The organism is Stenotrophomonas sp. STEN014, from assembly GCF_056760315.1.
This window is the reverse complement of the sequence record NZ_JBRREN010000006.1, coordinates 202324-225859: the sequence shown is the minus strand read 5'-3', so window position 1 is coordinate 225859 and position 23536 is coordinate 202324. Positions and strand designations below refer to the sequence as shown.

Sequence of the window (23536 nt, the reverse complement as noted above, 5' to 3'; positions counted from 1 at the left end):
GTCGGAAATCAGCGTGCAGCAGCCCGCGCAGAACTCGACATAGGCATCCTCGCCATGAAGCACCGCCGCTGTTCCAGGCCATTTTCCGGCTCGGCGGCGCGGCCGGCATAGGGCTGCAGCTTTGGCCCAACGCGCTGCGCTTGGCAGTGACAAATGGAAAGGACGCACGGTGGACGCTGCGTGATCGGGCCAGCACCGCCGTGGCTGTGACCTATCGTCGCAATCGCATCCAGGCAGGCTTGCAGGATCTCGCTGTTCCGGCTGCGTGACGGAGATGCTGCAGGGGCAAACGATCGATCCCGAAGGCGGCCTGGAGGAGGGCAGATCCATGTCCGCCACCGGATCGCGTCCCCTGCTGGCGAAGGCTGGTGGCTATCGGGTTGCTTTGCGCTCGGCGTCATCAGGTTGAGCGACAACCGCTGTAGACGGGGTCGGGCAGATGTTGCCGGCTGCGCCAGGTGATGGGCTGGCGACCACGCGGTTCCGGCCTTCGTGCTTGGCCCGGTATACCGCTTGGTCTGCGCGCTCCAGTGCGCTTTCCAGGTCCTCCGCGCCCGCTACCAAAGTGACGCCGAAGCTGGCGGTCAGGGTGTGTTTCGCCGGGGAGCAGGGCATCTGGCTGAGGCCGTTCCGGATCCGCTCGGCGATCCGGGTGGCCGTTGGCAGGTCATCGCAGCGCAGCAGCACTACGAATTCCTCTCCGCCGAAACGCGCGACCAGATCATCCGGGCGCGTCATCTCCTGCAGCAGTGCACCGACTTGCCGCAGCACGTTGTCGCCAGCGGCATGGCCCCAGGTGTCGTTGACCTGTTTGAAGTGATCGACGTCGCAGGCGAGCAGTGCCCAATGGGCGGCGGTGCCGTGCTGCAGGCGCTGTTGGGCGATCTCGAAGAAAGCGCGGCGGTTGAGCAGCAGGGTGAGCGGGTCGTGGTTGCGCTCGTAGCGCAGTTCCCCCATCAATTGCTGGGCCACGCTGCCCAGTAACAGAAACAACAGCCACAGATTGAGCAGCAGATTGAAAGCCAGCATCCACAGCCACAGGCCTGAGCGTGGCATGCCACTGCTGCTGAACCAGCCGGCCAGTGTTCCGGCCAGCAGCGGGCGCAGGAGCGCGTACACCACCAGCAGCAGATAGGTCCGGCGCAGCAGGCGTTCGAACAGGGTGTCCGCCCGGTCGCGGCCGAACAGCACCGGCAGTGCCAATGCCAGCAGCAGTCCCATGCCAAGGTTGAGGAAGACGATGCGCGCGCCCAGCACGTCGTTCAATCGCGAGAAGCACAACAGCGCAAGTAACGTGCCGAGGCTGATGGCCAGCGCCGCGCGCGCCGACACCCTGCCGCCGGATCTGAGCGCGAAACCCTGCGCGGTGGCCCAGCTGCCTGCACAGTACAAGGCACCGGTGAGTACCGACCAGGTCGCCAGCTGCGGGGTGTCCATCAGGATCTGGGCGGCGAGCGGAACGGCAGTGACCATGTAGCCAGCGGCCAACCACAACAGATAACGGTGTCCGCGCACAGAGCGCCAACCTGCCAGCAGCGCCAACCCGAGCAGCAGGGAGGTGGCGGGGACCACGAGCGGGAAGTACTGTTCAGCGGTGGCGCTCAAGGGTCAAGCCACGTTCGGCGATTGGGACAGGCGGGGGCGAAGTATATGGGCAGGCTGGGCGCATGCGATGGTCGGCGCAGCGGTGGCGTGGTGCGATGCAGGTGGGTATCCCATTCGCCGAACGCCAGGCGCGCAGCTATCCGTGGCCGCTCCCCGGGAGCATCCGCGACGTGGTGTTCACCCGCCGCGGCGGGCTGTAGTTCGGCGCCCTGCACCTGCTTGGCTACACGACCCCATATACGCAGAAAGTGCGTCGCTTCGCCGACTCCAACGCTGGCTGGTATGCCAGTCGAAATGCCGCGTTCCAGAAGGCGGTGGCCCTGGCCAGTGGCAGCGCGCTGGCGTTGGATGGCGATCAGCTCGATTCTGGCGCGCCCCTGGACGAGCCCGTCAGACCGAGCGCGCGTTGCGCCGCCTGGCACCGCAGCTGGGAATGGATAACCACACGATCCGCCGTGCGCTGGAACAGGGCGACCGCTTGCAGTTCAGTGACCGCGCGTTGCATGCCAAGGTGTTCGCACTGGCTGAAGCCAGCGCCGGCAACGTTGAAGCGCGCAACAGCGCTGCCGCCGCTGCCAGGCGGGCAACCGCCAGGGTTCAGGTGTTGGGAGGGTGGCGCGCCAGGGCGCGCGAGCCGGTGATGATCATGCGGATCATCTGGCTCATCTGTTCGATCAGCTCGGGATCTTTTTCCGCCGGCAGGTCCATCGCCGTGCCGCCCATGGCGAAGATCAGCCGGGTGATGGCCTTGGCTGCCAGCGCCGGCTCATAGAGGCTGGCACCGTCCAGCGCGGCCAGCCGCACCAGATCCACCCGCAGCTCGTCTTCGAAGTAACCCAGCTCGCGGTCCACCGCATGCTTGAACGCATCCGTGCCGGCCGTGCCTTCACGCAGCAGCACATGCATCAGCCGGTCATCGGCGCGCAGCTGTTCCATGAAGGTTTCCACCGACAGCCGGATCACCCCGCGGTTGCTGTCTGCCGCGCGCAGACGTGCCTGGCCGATGATCGTGCGCAGCGAACGGCCGGCCAGATCGATCAGCGCCACGGTCAGTTCGTCCATGTCACGGAACTGGCGATAGAACGAATTGGGGGCGATGCCGGCTTCGCGCGCGACCTCGCGCAGGCTCAGCGTGGAGACGCTGCGATGCGGCCCGACCAGGGACAGGGCCGCCGCCAGCAGGTCGTCACGCGAGATGGAGGCTTTGCGCGGGGTGTGCGCGTCATCGGCGGTCGGCAGGGGCAGGTCGTGGGTGGTCATCAGGCTCGGGCCGGTCAGGACAATGAATCATAGCCGGTATGGAGGGTATACACCTGTATACACAGGTGTGCGCTCATCCGTATAGTTGAGTCATGAGTGCCGTCTACCGCAATGCCGCGCCGCCGCCGATTCACTGGTTCAGTGAAGGCTTCTTCGATTTCTGGTCCACCCGCGTGCATCCGCTGTGGACGCTGCGGCGTCCGCTGGCGCGTCTGGTCGGGCGTACCGCCGCCAGCGCCGATGCGGTAACGCTGGAATTGCAGCCCAATCGCCACTTCGGCGGTCTGCTGCCCGGCCAGCACGTCAATCTGGGCGTGGAAGTGGACGGGCGCCTGCTCACCCGCAGCTACAGTCCGACGCCGCTGTCCAATGGCCGGCTGGCGATTACCGTCAAGGCGATCCCCGGAGGCAAAGTCAGCCAGCACCTGGCCCGTGAGGCCGCACTGGGCGAGGTTTTCAGCCTCGGCCAGGCGTTCGGCGAGATGACCGTCCCGGCCACTCCCGGCCAGCGCCTGCTGCTGCTGGCCGCCGGCAGTGGTATCACCCCGATGCGGGCGTTGCTGCGCCAGCTGGCCGATGCCGGCATGCCGGCCCCGGTGGACCTGGTGTACTGGGCCCGGCGCAGGGAAGAGCTTTGCTTTGTCGATGAACTCCAGGCGCTGGCGGCCCGGCATCCGGACTTCGGCCTGCATCTGGCGCTGACCCGCGACCCTGCCGCGCCAGCCGCGCGCGTGGACCAGTGGTCGTTCGCCGGCATCGAGGATCTGGGCAACGCCCGGGTACTGGCCTGTGGCCCGGCCGGCTTTGTCGAGGCGGCGCGCATGCGCCTGCACGACCAGGTGGCCAGGTTTGAAAGCGAGGCGTTCAGCCTGCCGGTCCTGCCCGAGGTGGAGCAGGGCACGGTGCAGGTGGAACTGCGCCACAGCGGCCGCACGCTTACCGTGGCGCGCGGCACCCCGCTGCTGCAGGCCCTGGAAGCGCAGGGCATCCAGCCGGCCAGCGGCTGCCGCATGGGGATCTGCAATACCTGCGTCTGCGGCAAGGTCGCCGGCGTCACCCGTCATACGTTGACCGGCGAGTACGCCGGCGAGCCGTCCGTTCCGCTGAAGCTGTGCGTGAGCAGCGCCAGCACCGATCTGATCCTGGAGCTTTAAGCGATGTCCTCCGTGAAAAACCGTGCACTCTCGTCGCGCGAGCTGCAGGCCTTCGGTGACGAACTGGATGCGCTGCGTGCGCGCCACTTCGCCACCCTCGGCGGCAGCGACGCGCGCTATATCCGCAAGGTGGTGGCCGCGGTGCGCTGGACCGGCGTGGCCGGCCGCGCGTTGCTGTTCCTCGGCGCCTTCGTGCACAGCGTGCTGGTCCCGGCGTGGATCGCCGGCGTGCTGCTGCTGGCACTGTCCAAGATCCTGGAAAACATGGAGCTGGCACACAACGTCATCCATGGCCAGTACGACTGGATGGGCGATCCTGCGCTGCAGGGCAAGACCTACGAATGGGACATCGTCGGCACCTCGGAGAACTGGCGCAAGACCCACAACTTCCGCCACCACACCTATACCAACGTGCGCGGACTCGATGACGACATCGGCTATGGCCTGCTGCGCATCTTCCCCGAGCAGCGCTGGCACCCGTTCTTCCTGACCCAGCCGTTCGTGGCGGTGGTGTTCGCGTTGCTGTTCGAATGGGGCATCGCCATCCAGGACCTGCGCATCGGCCGGGTGCTGGCCGGCAAGATGACCCTGAAGCAGCTGTGGCGGCAGGCGCGCCCGGTCGGCCGCAAGATCAGCAAGCAGATGCTCAAGGACTATGTGCTGTTCCCCGCGCTGGCCGGCCCGTTCTTCCTGCCGGTGCTGCTGGGCAACGTGGCGGCCAACCTCATCCGCAACGTGTGGACCTATGTGGTGATCTTCTGCGGCCACTTCACCGCCGATGCCGAAACCTTCCCCAAGGAATGCGTGCGCAATGAAAGCCGCGGCCACTGGTACCTGCGCCAGCTGCGCGGCTCGTCCAACCTGACCGGCGGCAAGTGGATGGACGTGATGACCGGCAACCTCAGCCACCAGATCGAACACCATTTCTATCCGGACATCCCCGCCAACCGCTATGCGGCGATGGCGGTGGAAGTGAAGGACATCTGCGCCCGCTATGGCCAGCACTACAACACCGGTTCGATGCCACGCCAGTTCGGCCAGGTGATGTGGCGCATCCTGCGCCACGCCTTCCCCAGCAAACCGGCACGCCGCGAGCCGTTGCCGGCCGGTGCGCAGCTGGACGCCGGCTGAGACACCCTCACCGACGCCGCCTCCGGGCCGCGTCGGTGTTTACGGCAGCAGGCCCTGCGCGCGCAGTACCGGCGCCTCATCGGTGGAGTCCTCGGCCGGATAGCGCAAACCGGCATGGCCGGCCTACCTGGCCAGCGCCCACACGATGGTTTCACCGGCCGGCAGCGTCTCGGGCTGGCGCGCATAGAGCGGATCATCGAACGCGATACGCGGGTCCACCAGCGTCCAGTCGCGGGCCCGGAACGCGGCCACGATCTCGCCCAGCGCGTCGGCATTGATCTGGTTGGTATGCAACCGCAGCACATGCGCCGGGCTGCGCACCAGCGTGGTGACGGCCAGCGCCTCGTAGTAGCTGGCGCGGTCCAGCAGGTGCTGGATATAGGCGCGCTTCACCCGGCTGGCCCTGTCAGTGTCGCCCTTGGCAATGTGCGCCGCATACACCTGGTCGTAGTACCCGTCGCTGGCGTCGATGGAAACCGGTGCGGCGCGGTAGCCGTGGGCCTGCATCCAGGCGCGCATGCCGTCGCGGCGCTCGACGGTGTTGCCTTCTTTCAGATAGGGAAAGCGCAACAGCGGCACCCGGTTCGGATAACTCCCTAACACCGCGTCGGCCCGTTCCACATCGGCGATGAATCCGGCCAGGGTGATCGAAGGTGAGGACAGGCTGCGGTGCGAGGCGGTGTGGTTGCCGATGGCGTGGCCGGCCTCGGCCCATTGCCGGATCAGCGCCAGTCTTTGGCCCTCCCCGGTGCGGGCGAGCGAGGGAAATGCCATGGCGGTGAGCTCGGCTTGACGCAGGCCGTCGAGGATCTGTGCATTCCACCGCGCCGCGTGGGGTTCGGTGTCGGGGTTCAAGCCATCGTCAAACGTCAGGCCCAGCTGTTGCGTGCCGGCCAAGGGAAAGGCGCTGAGGGTCAGCAACTTCAAGATTCGCAACAGCAGCGGCATGGGGCTGGGGCGTCATGAAGCGGGGTGGCACTGGAGTGCAGCTGCCGTGCGCAGAAGGCTGGCCATGACCGCCTGCTTACAACCGCAGTGATAAACCATTGCCCGAGCGCAATCGCTGCCTCGGGTGGCGATCGTCCTGTCCATCCGAACGGGAGACGCCCGATGCCCGGCAAGAACACGATCTGCCTGTGGTACGACCACGCCGCCCTGGAGGCGGCCAGCTTCTATGCGGCGACCTTTCCCGACAGCCGCGTCACAGCCGTCCATCGCGCTCCCGACGACTACCCGGCCGGCATGCGCGGCGATGTGCTGACGGTGGAGTTCACGGTGCTGGGGGTGGCCTGTCTGGGCCTGAATGGCGGTCCGGGCGTGCCCCACAGCAATGCGTTCTCGTTCCAGGTCGCCACCGACGACCAGGCCGAAACCGACCGCTACTGGGATGCCATCATCGGCAACGGTGGCCGGGCCAGTGAATGCTGCTGGTGCCAGGACAAATGGGGGCTGTTCTGGCAGATCACCCCGCGTGCGTTGACGGCCGGGATCACCGATCCCGATCCGGGAGTCGCCCGGCGGGTGTTCGCCGCGATGATGACCATGGGCAAGATCGACATCGCCACAATCGAGGCGGCGCGACGCGGCTGAGGGCAGGGCGGCCACCGGCAGGCCAGAGGGGACGATCCGGTCCATGGCGATACCCCTCCCCAACCGTCGCCGAAGCGACCGGCCGGCGTATACGCCGGTCGACGTCACGCCGGGCCATGCGGCCGGACAGGGGGCGAGGGAGTTCGCCCACTGTCGCCCCACGTCCTGGCTCCCCTCCGCAACGGGCAATGCCATGAGCGGCGGTGGCACCGGACGCCGCTCCTCCACGCTGGAGGCGCAGGGCCGTCACAGCCGTTTCACCGGTGCCGCTCGTACCCTCACCGGACGCGCCGGCAGGGCGCGTCCGGTGCTGATTCCCTTCCCGCCATGCGGGTGTCTTCCTCGCCCGTGATTTTCCCGGAGCTACGATGAGACCTTACGTCAGTGCATGCCTGTTGCTGTACTCGGCCTCGATCGGACAGGTATTCGCGCAGTCCGCGGAGCTGGGCGCGCCGAAGACCGATTCCTTCGAGGTGATGATCTCCATCCAGGCCACCTGCACGGTGGTGGTCGCCGATGACATCAACTTCGGCACCCGCTTCTCCACCCCCGGGCCGATCGACCAGACCGGCAACATCAACGTCTGGTGTACCCGCGGCACCGAGTTCCAGCTGGGGCTCGACGGTGGCACCACCAACCAGGATGTGAACAACCGGGCCATGACCAATCTGCCCAGTGGTGGCGAGGCTGCGGTCAAGATTCCCTACACGCTGTCCTACGACGCCTTTGACGGAAACAACTGGGGCAACAGCAGCGGCAGCTGGTTTGTCGGCACCGGGACCGGTCTGGGCGGCAGCGATGCGGTCAGTGTGCCGGTCTATGCCCGCGCCACGCTGAGCGGGCAGGAGCCGGCCGGCGTCTATTCGGACACGGTAACCGCCACGCTGACCTACTGATCCCAAGGAGCGCATCCATGTTTTCGCAGATCCGTCCGGTTTCGCTGGGGGCGCTTGCCGCACTGGTGCTGGCCGTTCTGGCGCCACTGCCGCTGGCCGTGCAGGCGGCCACGCTGCAGGTCACCCCGATCACCGTCGCGTTCGATCCGGGCCAGAACGCGCAGGCGCTGTACCTGGTCAACAGTGGCCAGCGCACGCTCGACGCCCAGGTCCGCATCCAGCACTGGAGCCAGAAGGACGGGCTGGATCAGCTCAGTCCGGCCGACGATATCGTCGCCAGCCCGTCGATCGTCAAAATCGCGCCGGGAGAGCGACAGACGGTGCGGCTGGTGCGTCGCGATACCCGCGCCCCGGAGACCGAGAAAAGCTACCGGGTGCTGGTCGACGAGTTGCCGCAGGCACCGGTCACCACCCCTGGCAGCGGCGTGACGGTACTGCTGCGCTATTCCATTCCGGTGTTCATCCATGCCGCCGGCAGCGCGACGATCAAAACCCAGGAGCAGCAGGCTGCGGCGCAGCAGCTGCCACAGACCGACCTGTCCGGCATCCGCGCCTGGCTGGCCCGGGGCGCCGACGGGCGTACCGCGCTGCACGTGGCCAATGATGGCAAGCGGCATGTGCGGCTGACCCACCTCAGCCTGGCCCGGCCGGACGGCGGCAAAAGCGCGGTGAGCGCGGGCTTGGTCGGCTATGTGCTGGCCGGCCAGCAGATGCAGTGGCCGGTGGCGATCCCGCTGCCTCTCCCGGCGGGCACCCTTCTGAAGGTGCGGTTCAATGACGACCGGGACGCGCGGCCGATCCCGCTGGCTGGCGCTGACCGCTAGGCTGCTGGCGGTATCCAGTGGCGGCGCAATGCCGGGGCAGGGCGATTGCGCTCCGCCGCCGGTGCCCGCTGCCGCTGTGGCTCCCGTCCCGACGACCACCGCCCCGGCCACCGAGGAGGAACTGTTTCTCGAGGTCGAGGTGAACCAGGTCGACAGCGGCCAGCTGGTGCGCTTTCTGCGCCGCGAAGGCCGCTTATACGCCGCGGCGGCGGACCTGGCCACACTGGGATTGAAGGTGGAAGGAGCCGGCGGCAGCGCGCTGGTCGGGTTGGACACGTTGCCCGGGCTGGTCAGCCGGTACCACGTTGCCGAGCAGCGCCTAAGCCTGCAGGTGCCGGTGGCGCTGCTGGCGCGCCCGGTGTCGCAGGTGGGCTACCGCCCGCCGCCGCCACCAGCCCTGGATCCACAGACCCGCGCCGGCGGCCTGCTGCTCAACTACGAGCTGTACGGGCTGGGCAACCGCGACTACCGCAGCGGCAGCGGCTGGGGCGAGCTGCGCCTGTTCGGGGTGACCCCGGGCATCTGGCGCAGCAGCGCGGTGGTGCATGCCACCAGCGGCAGCTACGACAACGTGCAGCGCTCGGTGCGGCTGGATTCGTCCTGGCAGCTGGATTTCCCCGACGCGATGACCACCGTGGTGGTGGGCGATGCCGTCAGCGGGAGCCTGGGCTGGACCCGCAGCAGCCGTATGGGCGGGGTGCACGTCTCGCGCAATTTCAGCCTGCAGCCGTACCGGGTCACCGTGCCCCTGGCCTCGTATGTGGGCGAGACCGCGTTGCCTTCGACCGTGGACCTGTACATCAACGGCATCCGTGAGGCACAGCAGCAGGTCGCGCCGGGGCGGTTCCAGGTCGACAGCGCACCGATCATGATCGGCAGCGGCCGCGCCCAGGTGGTGATTACCGACATCACCGGACAGCAGCGGGTGGTCGATTTTTCGATCTACAACGACCGGCAGATGTTGCAGGCCGGGCTCAGTGACTGGTCGCTGCGGGCCGGTTACCTGCGCCGCGGATACGGCGTGGAGTCGTTCGCCTACAGCCACGATCCGGCCGTCAGCGGCAGCTTCCGCCATGGCATGAGCAACGCTCTGACCGCCGAGGCGCATATCGAGCGCATGGGGGCGCTGGCCATGGCCGGTGCTGGTGCGTTGCTGCGGCTGGGACGCGCCGGCGGGGTGGTCAGTACGTCCTATGCCCGCAGCCGCTTCCACGACGAGGCGGGGCACCAGTACAGCTGGGGCTACGAGTACCAGGGGCGGCGCTTGAGCCTGAGCGCCCTGAGCCAGCGCCGCAGCGCCGGTTTCCGCGATCTGGCCAGCCTGGAAGGTTCGCCGCTGCCGCGCCGGACCGAGCAGCTGTTTGTCGGCCTGAACATCGGTACCGGGCAACTGGGAGCCAGCTACGTGCGCCAGGAGCCGGTGGATGTGGCGCGCATCCGCTATGCCAGCGTGACTGCCGCCCAAGGGCTGGGGCGCTACGGTGACCTGCACCTGAGCATCAACCGCGACCTGGAAGGAAAGGCGGGCACCAGCGCGTATCTGTACTGGTCGCTCTCGCTGGCCAACCAGCATCACGCCTGGAGCGGCGTCCAGCGGCGCGACGGGGACAATGTGGTCGCGCTGGGGGCCATGCGTGCCTTGCCCGACGACGCCGATGGCTGGGGGTGGCGCACGCAGCTCAGCCGCGGCAGCACCGCCAGCAGCCAGGGAGAGGTCAGCTATCTGGGCCGCCACGGCCTGTGGCAGGCCGGCGTGTTCCGCCAGCGCTACGCCGGTGACATCGACAACACCTATTACCTGTCCGGCAGCGGTGGCCTGCTGCTGATGAAGCGGCGCCTGTTCCCGATCCGCCACACCTACGACGCCTTCGCCCTGGTCTCCACCGACGGCATCGCCGGAGTGCCAGTGCTGCTGGAAAACCGCCCCATCGGCAACACCGACGAGAACGGCTATCTGCTGCTGACCCGGCTCAACGCATGGGAAAACAACAGTGTCTCGATCGATCCACTGGTGCTGCCGGAGGATGTCAGCGTCACGCGTACCCGCACCGAGGCGGTGCCTTCCACCGGTGCCGGCATGTTCGTGCGCTTCCCGATGCTGGCCTCGGTGATGGTGCAACTGGCCGTGCGCGGCCCGGACGGTCAATGGGTACCGGCCGGTACGCCGGCCAGGCTGACCGGCGGCGACGGCGCCGGCTCCACCACGGTGGGCTATGACGGCGTGCTGTATCTGGAAAACCCGGCGCCCGCCGCGCAGGTGGAACTGATGCTCGAGCAGGGCCGCTGCGTGCTGCCGCTGCCGCAGGTGCTGCCGGGCCGGGGCTGGATCCAGCTGGGGGAGCGGACATGCCAGCTGCGGTGAAACGGACCCGGTGGCGGTGGATGCTGGCCCTGCTGCTGGCCGGGCCGATGGCGGCGCACGCCCAGCAATGCTTTGTCAGCGGGGCGTTCGGGCTGAACTTCGGCGAGGTCAACGAGCGCGGCAAGGATGCCCATTCGCAGCTGACCTACACCTGCGCCCCGGACTACTCCGGAGCCGGGGCCACGCTGCACTACCGCCTGTGCCTGTCGCTTGGCCCGGGGCAGTGGAGCGCCGGCCAGCCGACCCGGCGGCTGGGCAACTACAACGGCGACTTTCTGTCCTACGACCTGTTCTCCGATCCGGCCCGGACCCGGCTGATCGGCGCCGAGGGTAGCCTGCCGGTGTATCAGCTGGACCTGACCGTGCCACCGGGAGCACCACGCAGCGGTCACGCCCCGATCTATGGCCGGGTGTATCCGGGCCAGTCGGTCAACGCCACGGCGATCTTCCAGGAGCAGGGCATCAACGGCGTGCTGCGCTACCGCTATTCCCGCGGCGAGCTGCCCGCCAGTACGGACTGCAGCAGTGTCGGCAGTGGCGGCGGCAGTGTCAGCATCGGCTCGTCGGGGGTCTACGCCAGTGTCGAGAACAGCTGCTGGATCGTCGCCGACGACCTGAACTTCGGCAGCGCAGCGCCCCCGCAGCGCCCGCTGCACGCGCAGACCACGATCCGCATGCAGTGCCCGCCGCAGACGGCCTGGCGGATCAGCCTGGACACCGGCCGCCACTTCGACGGCAGCAATCGCCGCATGGCCGGTGGCAGCGGTTTCGTTCGCTATCTGCTGTTCCGGGATGCCGGCCTCACCGCGCCCTGGGGACAGACCCCGGACGAAATGGCGATGGGGACCACCGATGTCACCGGCAATGTGATCTCGCTGACGGTATACGGCGAGGTGCCGGTACAGACCGGGGTGGAACGCGGGCTGTACTCGGACACGGTGCTGGTGACCCTGTACTACTGACGGCGCCGGGGCACCCGGGACCGTTCAGAACGTCAGTTGCACGACCACCGTATCGGTGTAGGTGCCGGCCCCCGGCAGCGGTGCATCGACCGCCTTGGCATACAGACGCAGGCTGCGGCTGCCGTCTTCGCCGGCCCCGGGGAGCAGCGCGATGGTGTCGCGCGCGTCCAGTGGGCGGCTGCGCCCGCTATCGGCATACAGGTCGTAGGCCAGCACGTTGCCGCCGGTGCTGAGCAGCGCATGCCGACCGCCGGGGGCGAGACCATCGTGGGTGCCGCGCAGCAGGGTGACGGACGGGTAGTGGCCAAAGGAGCAGCGGATCGCCAGCGCTTCGCCGGCGTGGCCGGATGGGACGGTGGTGTGCGCGCCGCCGAAGCCCGGTACGCCGAAGTCCACGGGCCGGGCGTCCGGATCGGTGCGGGTCTGGCAGTGATCCACCAGCACCAGCGACACCCCCAGACTGTCGCGGGGCGCTCCGGCTTGGGCGAATGGCGCCAGCGCCAAGCTGCAGATCAGCAAGCCCGAGCGGAATTTGAAGGGAGGCTTCATCAGGTTCGACATCGCACGATGGGGGCATGTTTTCCGGCACGTTCGCGCTCGAACCGGCTGGCGTAGTGCATCCCGGAAAGGGATGTCCGACCGCCATGTTTTCGACCGCAGACAGATTTTCTAAAGTGCGCTGAGCCGGCGACAGCGTGCGATTCCGTGGACTGTTCCGGTCCATGCCTTGATCCGCCGGGCGTGGCAGCTGTCCCCGGAGCCACCACTGTGGCCGCATGGCGCCAGGGGGGCGGGCGGTGAGGGGCGATTGGCCGGACCGCACCCGGCCGGTTCCTTCCGGTCATGACCCGTCAACGGCCAGTGGCGGCCGTTTTCCGGTCGGCGACGACCGGTTTTGCTCGCGCGCGACCATTTTCTGCTCGACGTCGAGCGATATATGGTCAACGCCGACCGATTTCTGCTCGTGCACGACCATTTTTCGCTCGCTCACGCCCGATTTTTGGTCGACGCCGACCATTTTCTGGTCGCAGTCGAGCGATTATTGGTCGATTGTTCTGAAAACGTATCTAATTGCCTCGGCCTAGGGCGTAAGTGGACGCCGGTAGCGCAAAAGATCGGCAACAGCAACGCCGGGGAGGGTAGGGCGCAGCAATGTTGTGCTGGCGCTTTTGACTTTCCCCAGCCGTGAAAGCATGCCGAGCATCGCAGCGGATCGGGGGAGAAAGGCGCGGGTGTCTGAGCGCAGCGAGTTCCGCGCCGCCCCGATCCGCGAGAAGCGCAGGGCACCGATGCGGCTTCATCGCATCGGCATGCGTCCGGCGTAAGCGGTTTTGGTGACTTTTGCCGCGTCAAAAGTCACCCGGTTGCGACAGCAAACGGAACGCCTTTGATCTTGATCTTCCGTTCGCGCTGGAACGAAGCTGGGTTGATAAGGCCACCCCAGCCTACGGCTCTATGGATAAAAGAGCGCCAGACAAAAGGGCAGCCCGGAGGCTGCCCTTTATGGGATATCCGATTATGGGGAGGTGATTGCACAACCTCCCCGTGGTCAAATCAGCCAAGAATCCCCGGCAGGTCCAACCCCTTTTCCTTCGCACACTCGATGGCGATCTCATAACCCGCATCGGCGTGGCGCATCACGCCGGTGCCGGGGTCGTTCCACAGCACGCGGGCGATGCGCTTGTCCGCTTCCTCGCTGCCGTCGCAGACGATGACCACGCCGGAATGCTGCGAGTAGCCCATGCCGACGCCACCGCCGTGGTGCAGGCTCACCCACGTGGCGCCGCCGGCGACGTTGAGCATGGCGTTGAGCAGCGGCCAGTCGGAGACGGCGTCGGAGCCGTCCTTCATCGCTTCGGTCTCGCGGTTGGGCGAGGCGACGCTGCCGCTGTCCAGATGGTCGCGGCCGATCACTACCGGCGCGCTCAGCTCCCCGTTGCGGACCATCTCGTTGAAGGCCAGGCCCAGCTTGTGGCGCAGGCCCAGACCGACCCAGCAGATGCGCGCCGGCAGGCCCTGGAAGGCGATGCGCTCGCGCGCCATGTCCAGCCAGCGGTGCAGGTGCGGATCATCGGCGATGATCTCCTTGACCTTGGCATCGGTCTTGTAGATGTCTTCCGGGTCGCCGGACAGCGCGACCCAGCGGAACGGGCCGACGCCGCGGCAGAACAGCGGGCGCACGTAGGCCGGCACGAAACCGGGGAAGTCGAAGGCGTTCTTCAGGCCCTCGTCGAAGGCCATCTGGCGGATGTTGTTGCCGTAGTCCACGGTCGGGACGCCGGCGGCGTGGAAAGCCAGCATTGCCTCCACGTGCACGCGCATCGCCGCCTTGGCGGCGTCACGAACCATCGAAGGGTTGGCCTGCTGTTCGGTGAGCCACTGCTCGACGGTCCAGCCGATCGGCAGGTAGCCGTGCACCGGATCGTGCGCGCTGGTCTGGTCGGTGACGGCGTCCGGACGCACGCCGCGGCGTACCAGCTCGGGCAGGATCTCGGCGGCGTTGCCGAGCAGCGCGATGGATTTGGCTTCGCCGCTGGCGGTGTACCTGGCGATACGCGTCAGCGCATCGTCGATGTCGGTGGCCTGCTCGTCCACGTAACGGGTACGCAGGCGGAAATCGATGCTGCTCTGGCGGCATTCGATGGTCAGCGAGCAGGCGCCGGCCAGCGAGGCAGCCAGCGGCTGCGCACCGCCCATGCCGCCCAGCCCGGCGGTGAGGATCCACTTGCCGGTCAGGCTGCCGCCGTAGTGCTGGCGGCCCATCTCGACGAAGGTCTCGTAGGTGCCCTGGACGATGCCCTGACTGCCGATGTAGATCCAGCTGCCGGCGGTCATCTGCCCGTACATCATCAAGCCTTTCTTATCGAGCGCGTTGAAGTGCTCCCAGTTGGCCCAGTGCGGCACCAGGTTAGAGTTGGCGATCAGCACGCGCGGGGCATCGGGGTGGGTGGGGAACACGCCGACCGGCTTGCCCGACTGCACCAGCAGAGTCTGGTTGTCGTCCAGCCGCTTGAGGGTTTCCAGGATCCTGTCGTAGCTCTCCCAGTCGCGCGCGGCGCGGCCGATGCCGCCGTAGACCACCAGCGAGGCCGGGTCTTCGGCCACTTCGGCGTCGAGGTTGTTCTGCAGCATGCGGAACGGCGCTTCGGTCTGCCAGGACTTGCAGTTGAGTGTGGCGCCGCGCGGCGCGCGCGGGCTGCGGGAAGGGTCGTGGCGGGTCGTCATCAATCTCTCCGGGAAGCAAAGTTCAGGCAGGCGCGCAGCACCTGTTGCAGGGTGTCGCGCACCGCGGTGGCGCGGGCAGGGGCGTAGGGCGTGGGCCAGCTGTGTACTTCCACATCGCCCGGCGCCGGCTCGTGCATGTAGCCGCGGCAGGCCAGCTCCATCTGCAAGGTGTGCACGCCGGCGGGCACGTTGCTGTAGTGGCGGGTGATCCAGCCGCCCTTGAAGCGGCCGTTGCGCACATGGCCCAGGCCGCTCAGCGCGCACAGGTTCTCGACCACATCGGCCAGCGCGTTGTCGCAGGCCGTGTCCGGCTCGCCGGTGGGGCCGGCGGTGCCGAGGTTGAACTGCGGCAGCTGGCCGTCGAACAGGTGCGGGATGTTCGAGCGGATCGAGTGCGCGTCGTACACCACCACGGTGCCGTGGTCGGCGTGCAGGCGCGCGATCTCGGCTTCCAGCGCGGCGTGGTACGGCATGAAATATGTGTCGCGGCGACGGGCGATCTCGGCCGCGTCCGGTTCGCAGCCGTCGCGGTACAGCGGCTGGTTGTCGAAGGTGGTCAGCGGGCACAGGCCGGTGGTGTTCTGCCCCGGATACAGGCTCACCCCGGAGGGATCACGGTTGACGTCGATCACCGAGCGCGAGATGGCGGTGCGCACCGTGGTGGCGCCCAGCTCGCGGGCGAAGGCGTACAGCGTGTGCACCCACCAGTCGGCATCACGACGCGCGAGCCACGGCGAGACGAACTGCCCGGCCAGTTCGGCGGGCAGTCCGGTGCCGGTATGGGGGAAGCTGACGATCAGCGGCGCGGTGCCGCGATGGATCTGCAACCACGCCGGCGCGGCGCTCATGACACGGGCTCCACATGCGGCAGCACCGCGTCCAGGCCGTGGGCGAGGGCGCCGCTACGCACCAGTTCAGTGGCGGCGACCATATCCGGATGGAAATAGCGGTCGTCCTGCAGCGTCGGCACCTGTGCGCGCAGCGTGGCGCGCACGGCCTCCAGCGCCGGGCTGGAGGTCAGCGGGGCATGGAAGTCGCAGCCCTGCGCGGCGGCCAGCAGTTCGATGCCGACCACGTTGGCGGCGTTCTCGGCCATCGCCAGCAGGCGGCGCGCGCCATGTGCGGCCATCGAGACATGGTCTTCCTGGTTGGCCGAGGTCGGGATCGAATCGACGCTGGCCGGATAGGCTCGCTGCTTGTTCTCCGACACCAGCGCCGCGGCGGTGACCTGCGGAATCATGAAGCCGGAGTTGAGGCCGGGCTTGGGGGTGAGGAAGGCCGGCAGGCCGGACAGCGCCGGATCCACCAGCATCGCGGTGCGGCGCTCGCTGATCGAGCCGATCTCGCAGATCGCCATGGCCAGCATGTCGGCGGCGAAGGCCACCGGCTCGGCGTGGAAGTTGCCGCCGCTCAGCGCCTCGCCGGTGTCGGTGAACACCAGCGGGTTGTCGGACACGCCGTTGGCCTCGATCTCCAGCGTGGTCGCGGCCTGGCGCATCACGTCGAACGCGGCGCCCATGACCTGCGGCTGGCAGCGCAGGCAGTACGGATCCTGCACGCGCACATCGTTGTCGCGGTGGGATTCGCGGATGGCCGAGCCGCTCATCAGCTGGCGCAGGCTGGCGGCGGTGGCGATCTGCCCGCGCTGGCCACGGATGGCGTGGATGCGCGGATCGAACGGAGTGTCCGAGCCCTTGGCCGCTTCCACCGACAGCGCGCCGGTAACCAGCGCGGCCTGGAAGACGGTTTCGATCTCGAACAGGCCGGCCAGCGCGTAGGCGGTCGAATACTGGGTGCCGTTGAGCAGGGCCAGACCCTCCTTGGCGCCGAGCGTGAGCGCGGCCTGGCCGATGCGGGCCAGTGCTTCGGTGGCCGGCATCCGCACGCCATCGACGAAGGCCTCGCCCACGCCGATCATCACCGTGGCCAGATGCGACAGCGGGGCCAGGTCGCCGGAAGCGCCGACCGAGCCCTGGCATGGAATGACCGGAATGAAGTCGTGCTGCAGGAATGTTTCCAGCAGTGCCAGCGTTTTGGGCTGGATGCCCGAAGCGCCCTGGGCCAGGCTGGTGAGCTTGAGCGCCATCATCAGCCGCACCACGTTGGCCGGCATCGGCTCGCCCACACCGGCGGCATGGGACAGCACGATATTGCGCTGCAGGGTTTCCAGGTCCTCGCGCTCGATACGCACGCTGGCCAGCTTGCCGAAGCCGGTGTTGATGCCGTAGACCGGCGCGCCCTTGGCGACGATGGCCTCGACCACCTGCGCGCTGCGCAGCACCGCGGCCTGTGCGGCCGGGTCCAGCTGGACGCGCGCGCCTAGGTAGATCTGCCGCCACTGCGAAAGCGGCACGTGGCCGGGGCGAAGGGTCAGGGTCGTGCTCATGTGTTCTCCGGAGTCGTACTTGTTTATGCGTGCTGGCCGCGCCAGACGCGCGCGTGCAGCGGATTGAAGCCGATGCGATAGACCAGATCGGCCGGGGCCTCGATGTCCCAGATCGCCAGATCGCAATCGAAGCCTGCGGCCAGCTGGCCGAGCCGGTCGTGGCGGCCGAGCGCACGCGCCGCCTCGCGGGTGAAGCCGGCGATGCACTCGGTCACGGTCATGCGGAACAGCGTGGCGGCCATGTTCATGGTCAGCAGCGGGCTGGTCAGCGGCGAAGTGCCGGGGTTGCAGTCGGTGGCCAGCGCCATCGGCACGCCGGCGGCGCGCAGCTGGGCGATCGGCGGCACGGTGGTATCGCGGGTGAAATAGAACGCGCCGGGCAGCAGTACGGCGACGGTGCCGGCCGCGCGCATCGCGGCGATGCCGGCCTCGTCCAGATGTTCGATATGGTCGGCCGAGAGCGCGCCGAAGCCGGCGGCCAGTTCGGCGCCGTGCTGGTTGGACAGCTGCTCGGCGTGGATCTTCACCGCCAGCCCGTGGCGCTGCGCGGCCTCGAACACCTGCTGCGCCTGGGCGGCGGAGAAGCCGATGTTCTCGCAGAACACATCGACCGCTTCGGCCAGGCCTTCGGCGGCGATGGCCGGGATCATCACCGCGCAGACCTCGTTGATATAGGCCTGCGCCTCGTGGCCGGGCGGCACCGCATGGGCGCCGAGGAAGGTGGGCACCACCTCGACCTGTCGCAGCTGGCCCAGCTGGCGGGCCACGCGCAGCTGGCGGGATTCATCGGCCAGGCTCAGGCCGTAGCCGGATTTGATCTCGAGGGTGGTGACGCCTTCGGCCAGCATCGCGTCCAGCCGCGGCAGCGAGGCGGCGAGCAGCGCGGCCTCGTCGGCGGCGCGGGTGGCGCGCACGGTGGAGACGATGCCACCGCCGGCGCGGGCGATGTCGGCATAGCTCACGCCCTGCAGGCGCTGCTCGAACTCGCCGGCGCGGTTGCCGGCGTAGACCAGATGGGTATGGCAGTCGATCAGGCCCGGGCTGATCCAGCGCCCGCCGCAATCGATGCGCTCGCCGGCGGCGAACTCCGGCGCGGTGGCGGCCGGGCCGGCGTGGATGAGCTTGCCGTCCAGCGCGGCGAGCACCCCGTCACGGACAATGCCGAGCCCACCGGTGGCACCGTCCAGGGTCATCAGGTGGGCGTTGTGCCAGAGCGTGTCGCAGCGCATGTGCAGCTTCCAACGTTATTTGTATATACAATAATTGCGGTAACCGGAGAGTGTCCAGTGATTGCCAGCGCCGCCCCCCAGACCGTCTGTTTCCACGCCGCGCAGGCGCTGCTGCCCGCCGGCTGGGCGCGCGATGTGCGCATCGAGTGCGTGCAGGGGCGGATCACCTCGATCACGGCGGAGGCGCCGCGCCAGGACGGCGACCACGCCCTGTGGACGGTGCTGCCGGGGCTGGGCAACCTGCACAGCCATGCCTTCCAGCGGGCGATGGCCGGCCTGACCGAAGTGGGCGGAACCCGTGGCGACAGCTTCTGGAGCTGGCGCGAGCTGATGTACCGCTTCCTGGACCGGCTGGACCCGGACAGCTTCCAGGCCATCGCCGAGCAGGCCTATATGGAAATGCTGGAGGCCGGCTTCACCCGCGTGGGCGAGTTCCACTATCTGCATCACAGCCAGGACGGCAGCCGTTACGCCAACCCGGCCGAGATGGCCGCGCGCGTGGCCGCCGCGGCCGCCAACACCGGGCTGGGGCTGACCCTGCTGCCGGTGTTCTATGCCCACGCCGATTTCGGCGGAGTGGCGCCGGTGCCGGCGCAGCGGCGTTTCCTGCACGACATTGACGGCTTCGCGCGCTTGCTGGAAGGCAGCGCGCAGGCGCTGGCCGATCTGCCCGACGCGGTGCTCGGGCTGGCGCCGCACAGCCTGCGCGCGACCACCGAAGCGCAGTTGCAGGCGTTGGCCGGCATGACGCGCGGGCCGATCCATATCCATATCGCCGAGCAGGTCCGTGAGGTCGAGGCCTGTCTGGCGTGGAGCGGGCAGCGGCCGGTGCAGTGGCTGTATGCGCACGCGGCGGTGGATGAGCGCTGGTGCCTGGTCCACGCCACCCATGTCACCCCGGAGGAGGTGCGGCTGATGGCCGGCAGTGGCGCGGTGGTCGGCCTGTGCCCGATCACCGAGGCCAATCTGGGCGACGGGCTGTTCCCGATGCGCGAGTACATCGCCGCCGGTGGCCGCTTCGGCGTCGGCTCTGATTCCAATGTGCTGATCGATGCGGCCGAGGAATTGCGCCTGCTTGAATACGGCCAGCGGCTGACCCTGCGCGGTCGCAACGTGCTTTCGCCGGCCAATCTCTCCACCGGTCGCTGGCTGTACCAGCAGGCCCTCGAGGGAGCGGGGCAGGCCCTGGGAGTGCGCGCCGGACTGGCGGTCGGTGCGCCGGCGGACCTGCTCGAACTGGATCCGGACCACGTCTCGCTGCATGGCCGCAGCGGCGACAGTCTGCTTGACAGCGCGTTGTTCGCCGCACGTAATGGCGCCGTTCGCGCGGTCTGGCGAAATGGCCGCCAGCTGGTCCGTGAGGGACGGCATCTCAATCGCGACGCGATCCAGACGCGCTACCGTGCCGCGCTGGACCGGATTCTGGCCTGACCCGCAACGCCCGGCCCGCCGATCTTTTCAGGAACCCCGAGTGAAGAGCAAAAAAGCTCCCACCCTCAATCACCGCATCCGCAGCGATATCGAAAGCCGCATCCTCAGTGGCGAGTGGGCCCCCGGTTTCCGCATCCCGTTCGAACACGAGCTGATGGAACAGTACGGCTGCTCTCGGATGACGGTGAACAAGGTGCTGACCACGCTGGCCGAAAGCGGCATGATCGAGCGACGCCGGCGGGCCGGCTCGTTTGTCGCCCGGCAGCCACCTCACCTGGAGCAGGTGGCACTGGAAATTCCCGATATCGAAGTGGCAGTGACCGAACGGGGCCATGCCTACGGCTTCCAGCTGCTGGACCGGCAACTGCGCAGCGCCCACCGCGGCGTGCCCGAAGAAGTGCAGCTGGCCGCCGCCGGGCAGCTGCTGGCGATCCGTTGTCTGCACTTGGCCGACGGCAAGCCGCTGGCGCTGGAGCGCCGCCTGATCAATCCCGAAACGGTGCCGGAGACGCTGGGCGTGGATTTTTCCGAGCACGCCCCGGGCAGCTGGCTGCTGCAGAACGTGTCGTGGACACGCGGCGAGCACCGCATCAGCGCAGTCGCAGCGACCGCCGCCGAGGCCGCGTTGCTGCAGGTGCCGGCCGGGACCGCCTGCCTGGTGATCGACCGCCAGACCTGGCGCGGCGAACTGCAGATCACCTGGGTGCGGCAGATGTTCCTCGGCGATGCCTACGACCTGATAGCCCGCTTCGCACCCGGGGCGCGCTGAGTTCCCGCCGGGCGGATTGCCGCTATGGAAAAGGCGCCGTTTGGCGCCTTTTTCCTTGTGCGCTCAGATGGTGCTGCACTGGCGCCAGCGCACGGGTTCATCGACACCCGGGCGCGGGTTGAGCTGGATGCGCACCGTGCGCAGCGCCGGGTAGCGCTCCACTTCGCGGCAGATCAGAGGCCATACGGTCTTGTCATCGGCCGAGCGCTCCACCGACAGGGTCAGGCGGGTCAGCCAGATGCCGCTGATGACCCCCGGCGTGCGCGCCAGCGCCTTGGAAACCGACTGCTGGTAGCGCAGCAGCGTTTCCGGATCGGGATCTTCAAGCAGGTCCTCGGCGGCCATGCCGGCGCTGGGCTCGGGGACAACGTCCGCGGCGGGCGTATCGTCGCGGGCGACGCTGGCCGCCGCCGGCGTGTTGCTGGCCGCGGCGATGACCGGTGCGACCGGGGCTGGGCCGGCGTCGTCGTGAACAGTGTTGTAGCCCATGCCCGCCAGCAGGCCGAGGGTCAGCGCCGCCAGCGCGGCGATCCCGGTGTGGCGGATCGCCTCACGGCGGGCGATGCCGACCACACTCTGGAGCATCTCCTCGGGCACATAGGACTTGAGCATCTGCCACAGGTTGCGGTCATCGACCACTTCGATGGACTGCTCCGCGGCGGCGGCAAGGCCGTCGCGCTCCACATGGCCCTCGGTGATCAGCACGGCGCCACGGGCGCCGGTCAGGCGCAGCGCAGCGCCCAGTTCGTTGATCGCGCCGGCGCCGATACGGTAGGCGCGGCCATGCTTGCACGACACCAGCCAGCGTTCACCGTTGCGGGTCATCAGAAAGTCGCTGCTGGTGCCGGCATCGCTGGCTTCTTCGGCAATCGCGTCCTGCATGCTGCGCTGTTCGGCCATCGCATCCCGCACGATCCGCGAGAACTCGCGCCAGCGCATACCCGCCAATGCGGCCAGGCCATGGTTTGTCTCGATCTTCCTGCGCCGGACCAGCCACAGATAGAGCACGGCCAGACCCCAGAGAACCAGTGCGAGTACCAGAGCCAGAATCCACGAAAACATCAACACACCCAGCGACGACACGGACAGAGCCGCAGTTTATAGATGTTTGTTGCCGTAATCGTGCGCCCGGACCGTGCCCGGCGTGGCGGTTCAGCCATGTGGCTCCAGACCGGGCCAATAGTGGCTGTCAGGCACCGCGCGTGCGCCGAAGATGGCCTGGCCGACCCGCACCACGGTGGCGCCTTCCTCGATGGCGATCTCGAAATCCCCGGACATGCCCATCGACAGCCCGTCCAGCTCCACCCCGGCCGGAGCGGTCTGCCGCAGGCGGTCACGCAGTTCGCGCAGGCGGATGAAACAGCCGCGGACCTGCGCCGCCTCGGCCGAGAACATCGCCAGCGTCATCAGCCCGCGCACGCGCAGCGCACCGAACTGCGGCATCGTCTGCAGGAACCCGTCCACCTGCTCGGGCGGCAGGCCGTACTTGCTGTCCTCATCGGAGCTGTTGACCTGGATGAAGACATCCAGGCTGCGACCTTCCTGTTGCAGGCGACGGTCCAGCGTCTCGGCCAGGCGCAGGCTGTCCAGCGCCTGGAACTCGCTGGCGAACCGGGCCACCAGCTTGGCCTTGTTGGTCTGCAGGTGGCCGATCACCGACCAGCGCAGATCGGCCAGATCCTGCATCGCCTCCCATTTGTGACGGGCTTCCTGCACCTTGTTCTCGCCCAGGAAACGGCAACCGGCGGCATAGGCGCGGCGGATGTGGGCTTCATCGATGGTCTTACTGACCGGCAGCAGGCGCACGCTTGCCACATCGCGTCCGGCACGCTGGCAGGCGGCGGCGATGCGCGACTGGACCGCGGCCAAGTTGTGGCGGAAATCCTCCACGGTTTCGGCGGTGCGGTAACGGCCATGCAGGTCGTGACGGGTAGGGGGGCTGGACGAGGGGTCCGGACCTGGGGTGTTCAATGGCGGCCTCCTGCGGCGGCTGCGCGGCACGACGCCGAATGCAGCGGATCTGGGCGGCCCATTATCGCGGCAATCGCCGGAAAAGGCCGGGCAGGAGCGACCTGCGCGAACGGCAGGCACAAAAAACCCGCCATCCGGAGCCGTGTGGGGAGGGAGACATACGGCGCGGTACTGCTGGCGGGTCGGGTTGATTCTTGCGCAGCTTTTGCTGCTTTGCAACATCAGTGTGATTCAGGATCCGCTTCCGATCGCGAAGACTGGCTTTCGGCCCGCGTCAGCCGGCGGTTCAGTGCGTCCAGGCGGTCGTTGAGCGTCTCGATATCCGAACGGCTGGGAATATCCATGCGCCGCAGCACGCGCTGGACGCGGTCTTCGAAACTCCGCTCGACCCGGTCCCAGGTGCCGGCGGCGCGCTCGCGTGCCTGGTTCAGTGTGGTCTCGACGCTGTCACGCAGGGTTTCGCCACGGTCCGATTGCTGGCGCGACCGCTCCTCCATCGACTCGCCTTCCTTGACCAGTGAATCGAACAGGCTTTTGCCTTCATTCTGCGCGCGCGACAAGGCGCCCAGACCGGCCAGCCATATCTGCTGGGCCGATTCGGTAACGCGGCGGGTCAAACGTTCGGCAGGTTCGTGCTGCTCGGGGGTGTCATTTTCATCAGGGCGAGGTTCGTAAACACTCACGGCATTGCTCCTCGGCAGGGGAAACAGATCAGGTTCCTACCGTAGCGATGGCCGTGCG

At 67.9% G+C, this 23536-nt stretch carries 21 protein-coding genes and 1 pseudogene; 10 read left to right on the top strand and 12 right to left on the bottom strand.

Annotated features, from left to right (window positions below; translation table 11 throughout):
- Positions 1-372: 372 nt before the first annotated feature.
- Complete coding sequence (locus tag ACVOMC_RS10730; RefSeq protein WP_481523922.1) at positions 373-1605, bottom strand: GGDEF domain-containing protein; 1233 nt, start codon at positions 1603-1605, stop codon at positions 373-375.
- A gap of 89 nt (positions 1606-1694) precedes the next feature.
- On the opposite strand from ACVOMC_RS10730, the pseudogene ACVOMC_RS10725 reads away from it, so the two are divergent.
- Positions 1695-2146, top strand: a pseudogene (locus ACVOMC_RS10725) (DUF1615 family protein); the annotation flags it as partial.
- Between the two features lie 56 nt (positions 2147-2202).
- Here ACVOMC_RS10725 and fabR read toward each other — a convergent pair.
- Positions 2203-2865: an HTH-type transcriptional repressor FabR gene (gene fabR, locus ACVOMC_RS10720; RefSeq protein WP_054657029.1), complete on the bottom strand. Its 663-nt coding sequence runs from the start codon at positions 2863-2865 to the stop codon at positions 2203-2205.
- 92 nt (positions 2866-2957) lie between these two features.
- On the opposite strand from fabR, the gene ACVOMC_RS10715 reads away from it, so the two are divergent.
- Positions 2958-4019: a ferredoxin reductase gene (locus ACVOMC_RS10715; protein WP_481523921.1), complete on the top strand. Its 1062-nt coding sequence runs from the start codon at positions 2958-2960 to the stop codon at positions 4017-4019.
- 3 nt (positions 4020-4022) lie between these two features.
- On the top strand, positions 4023-5150 hold the full coding sequence (locus ACVOMC_RS10710; protein WP_054657024.1) for a fatty acid desaturase family protein: 1128 nt from the start codon (positions 4023-4025) through the stop codon (positions 5148-5150).
- A gap of 123 nt (positions 5151-5273) precedes the next feature.
- On the opposite strand, the gene ACVOMC_RS10705 is transcribed toward ACVOMC_RS10710, so the two are convergent.
- The gene (locus ACVOMC_RS10705) at positions 5274-6077 is read right to left on the bottom strand and encodes a polysaccharide deacetylase family protein (RefSeq protein ID WP_481523920.1); all 804 of its coding nucleotides are present in this window, start codon (positions 6075-6077) and stop codon (positions 5274-5276) included.
- Between the two features lie 183 nt (positions 6078-6260).
- On the opposite strand from ACVOMC_RS10705, the gene ACVOMC_RS10700 reads away from it, so the two are divergent.
- From ACVOMC_RS10700 to ACVOMC_RS10680, 5 genes are all read left to right on the top strand, one after another.
- Positions 6261-6740: a VOC family protein gene (locus ACVOMC_RS10700; RefSeq protein WP_481523919.1), complete on the top strand. Its 480-nt coding sequence runs from the start codon at positions 6261-6263 to the stop codon at positions 6738-6740.
- A gap of 368 nt (positions 6741-7108) precedes the next feature.
- On the top strand, positions 7109-7636 hold the full coding sequence (locus tag ACVOMC_RS10695; protein ID WP_481523918.1) for a Csu type fimbrial protein: 528 nt from the start codon (positions 7109-7111) through the stop codon (positions 7634-7636).
- A 17-nt stretch (positions 7637-7653) separates the two neighbouring features.
- Positions 7654-8460 (top strand): fimbrial biogenesis chaperone, encoded by an 807-nt coding sequence (locus ACVOMC_RS10690; protein WP_481523917.1) that lies wholly within the window; start codon positions 7654-7656, stop codon positions 8458-8460.
- Positions 8461-8536: 76 nt separating this feature from the next.
- A complete protein-coding gene (locus ACVOMC_RS10685) occupies positions 8537-10822 on the top strand; it encodes a fimbria/pilus outer membrane usher protein (RefSeq protein ID WP_481523916.1) in 2286 nt (761 codons plus the stop codon).
- 20 nt (positions 10823-10842) lie between these two features.
- The gene (locus tag ACVOMC_RS10680) at positions 10843-11784 is read left to right on the top strand and encodes a Csu type fimbrial protein (protein WP_481523915.1); all 942 of its coding nucleotides are present in this window, start codon (positions 10843-10845) and stop codon (positions 11782-11784) included.
- A 24-nt stretch (positions 11785-11808) separates the two neighbouring features.
- Here ACVOMC_RS10680 and ACVOMC_RS10675 read toward each other — a convergent pair whose 3' ends face one another.
- The 6 genes from ACVOMC_RS10675 to hutI all read right to left on the bottom strand — a co-directional run bounded on the left by ACVOMC_RS10675 (position 11809) and on the right by hutI (position 18624).
- A complete protein-coding gene (locus tag ACVOMC_RS10675) occupies positions 11809-12333 on the bottom strand; it encodes a Csu type fimbrial protein (RefSeq protein ID WP_481523914.1) in 525 nt (174 codons plus the stop codon).
- A 292-nt stretch (positions 12334-12625) separates the two neighbouring features.
- Complete coding sequence (locus ACVOMC_RS10670) at positions 12626-12802, bottom strand: hypothetical protein (RefSeq protein ID WP_481523913.1); 177 nt, start codon at positions 12800-12802, stop codon at positions 12626-12628.
- A gap of 536 nt (positions 12803-13338) precedes the next feature.
- Entirely contained in the window at positions 13339-15009 is a 1671-nt protein-coding gene (gene hutU, locus ACVOMC_RS10665) for a urocanate hydratase (protein ID WP_481523912.1), read from the bottom strand.
- Positions 15009-15857: an N-formylglutamate deformylase gene (gene hutG / locus ACVOMC_RS10660; RefSeq protein ID WP_057506415.1), complete on the bottom strand. Its 849-nt coding sequence runs from the start codon at positions 15855-15857 to the stop codon at positions 15009-15011. The genes hutU and hutG overlap by 1 nt, the downstream gene beginning before the upstream one ends.
- Positions 15854-17395, bottom strand: a complete 1542-nt coding sequence (gene hutH, locus ACVOMC_RS10655) for a histidine ammonia-lyase (RefSeq protein WP_481523911.1) — start codon at positions 17393-17395, stop codon at positions 15854-15856. The genes hutG and hutH overlap by 4 nt, the downstream gene beginning before the upstream one ends.
- Positions 17396-17418: 23 nt before the next feature.
- Positions 17419-18624 carry an imidazolonepropionase gene (gene hutI, locus ACVOMC_RS10650; RefSeq protein ID WP_481523910.1) on the bottom strand — a complete coding sequence of 402 codons (1206 nt, stop codon included), beginning with the start codon at positions 18622-18624 and terminating at the stop codon, positions 17419-17421.
- 60 nt (positions 18625-18684) lie between these two features.
- Here hutI and ACVOMC_RS10645 point away from each other — a divergent pair, with 60 nt between their 5' ends.
- Together ACVOMC_RS10645 and hutC are read left to right on the top strand one after the other, a co-directional pair.
- Complete coding sequence (locus ACVOMC_RS10645) at positions 18685-20055, top strand: formimidoylglutamate deiminase (RefSeq protein ID WP_481523945.1); 1371 nt, start codon at positions 18685-18687, stop codon at positions 20053-20055.
- Positions 20056-20095: 40 nt separating this feature from the next.
- Positions 20096-20824 (top strand): histidine utilization repressor, encoded by a 729-nt coding sequence (gene hutC / locus ACVOMC_RS10640; RefSeq protein ID WP_054660247.1) that lies wholly within the window; start codon positions 20096-20098, stop codon positions 20822-20824.
- Between the two features lie 63 nt (positions 20825-20887).
- Here hutC and ACVOMC_RS10635 read toward each other — a convergent pair whose 3' ends face one another.
- From ACVOMC_RS10635 to ACVOMC_RS10625, 3 genes are all read right to left on the bottom strand, one after another.
- Positions 20888-21886, bottom strand: coding sequence for a restriction endonuclease (locus ACVOMC_RS10635; protein WP_481523909.1), 999 nt, complete (start codon positions 21884-21886; stop codon positions 20888-20890).
- Positions 21887-21976: 90 nt separating this feature from the next.
- The gene (locus tag ACVOMC_RS10630; protein ID WP_481523944.1) at positions 21977-22744 is read right to left on the bottom strand and encodes a YggS family pyridoxal phosphate-dependent enzyme; all 768 of its coding nucleotides are present in this window, start codon (positions 22742-22744) and stop codon (positions 21977-21979) included.
- Between the two features lie 272 nt (positions 22745-23016).
- Positions 23017-23478, bottom strand: coding sequence for a phasin family protein (locus tag ACVOMC_RS10625; RefSeq protein ID WP_481523908.1), 462 nt, complete (start codon positions 23476-23478; stop codon positions 23017-23019).
- Positions 23479-23536 lie beyond the last annotated feature (58 nt).

Coding starts and splice junctions, on each gene's coding strand:
- hutH (WP_481523911.1), bottom strand. CDS start 17,395: ATGAGCACGACCCTGACCCTTCGCCCCGGCCACGTGCCGCTTTCGCAG.
- ACVOMC_RS10680 (WP_481523915.1), top strand. CDS start 10,843: ATGCTGGCCCTGCTGCTGGCCGGGCCGATGGCGGCGCACGCCCAGCAA.
- ACVOMC_RS10670 (WP_481523913.1), bottom strand. CDS start 12,802: ATGGTCGGCGTCGACCAAAAATCGGGCGTGAGCGAGCGAAAAATGGTC.
- ACVOMC_RS10700 (WP_481523919.1), top strand. CDS start 6,261: ATGCCCGGCAAGAACACGATCTGCCTGTGGTACGACCACGCCGCCCTG.
- ACVOMC_RS10635 (WP_481523909.1), bottom strand. CDS start 21,886: ATGTTTTCGTGGATTCTGGCTCTGGTACTCGCACTGGTTCTCTGGGGT.
- fabR (WP_054657029.1), bottom strand. CDS start 2,865: ATGACCACCCACGACCTGCCCCTGCCGACCGCCGATGACGCGCACACC.
- ACVOMC_RS10715 (WP_481523921.1), top strand. CDS start 2,958: ATGAGTGCCGTCTACCGCAATGCCGCGCCGCCGCCGATTCACTGGTTC.
- hutU (WP_481523912.1), bottom strand. CDS start 15,009: ATGACGACCCGCCACGACCCTTCCCGCAGCCCGCGCGCGCCGCGCGGC.
- hutG (WP_057506415.1), bottom strand. CDS start 15,857: ATGAGCGCCGCGCCGGCGTGGTTGCAGATCCATCGCGGCACCGCGCCG.
- ACVOMC_RS10675 (WP_481523914.1), bottom strand. CDS start 12,333: ATGAAGCCTCCCTTCAAATTCCGCTCGGGCTTGCTGATCTGCAGCTTG.
- ACVOMC_RS10710 (WP_054657024.1), top strand. CDS start 4,023: ATGTCCTCCGTGAAAAACCGTGCACTCTCGTCGCGCGAGCTGCAGGCC.
- hutI (WP_481523910.1), bottom strand. CDS start 18,624: ATGCGCTGCGACACGCTCTGGCACAACGCCCACCTGATGACCCTGGAC.
- ACVOMC_RS10690 (WP_481523917.1), top strand. CDS start 7,654: ATGTTTTCGCAGATCCGTCCGGTTTCGCTGGGGGCGCTTGCCGCACTG.
- ACVOMC_RS10695 (WP_481523918.1), top strand. CDS start 7,109: ATGAGACCTTACGTCAGTGCATGCCTGTTGCTGTACTCGGCCTCGATC.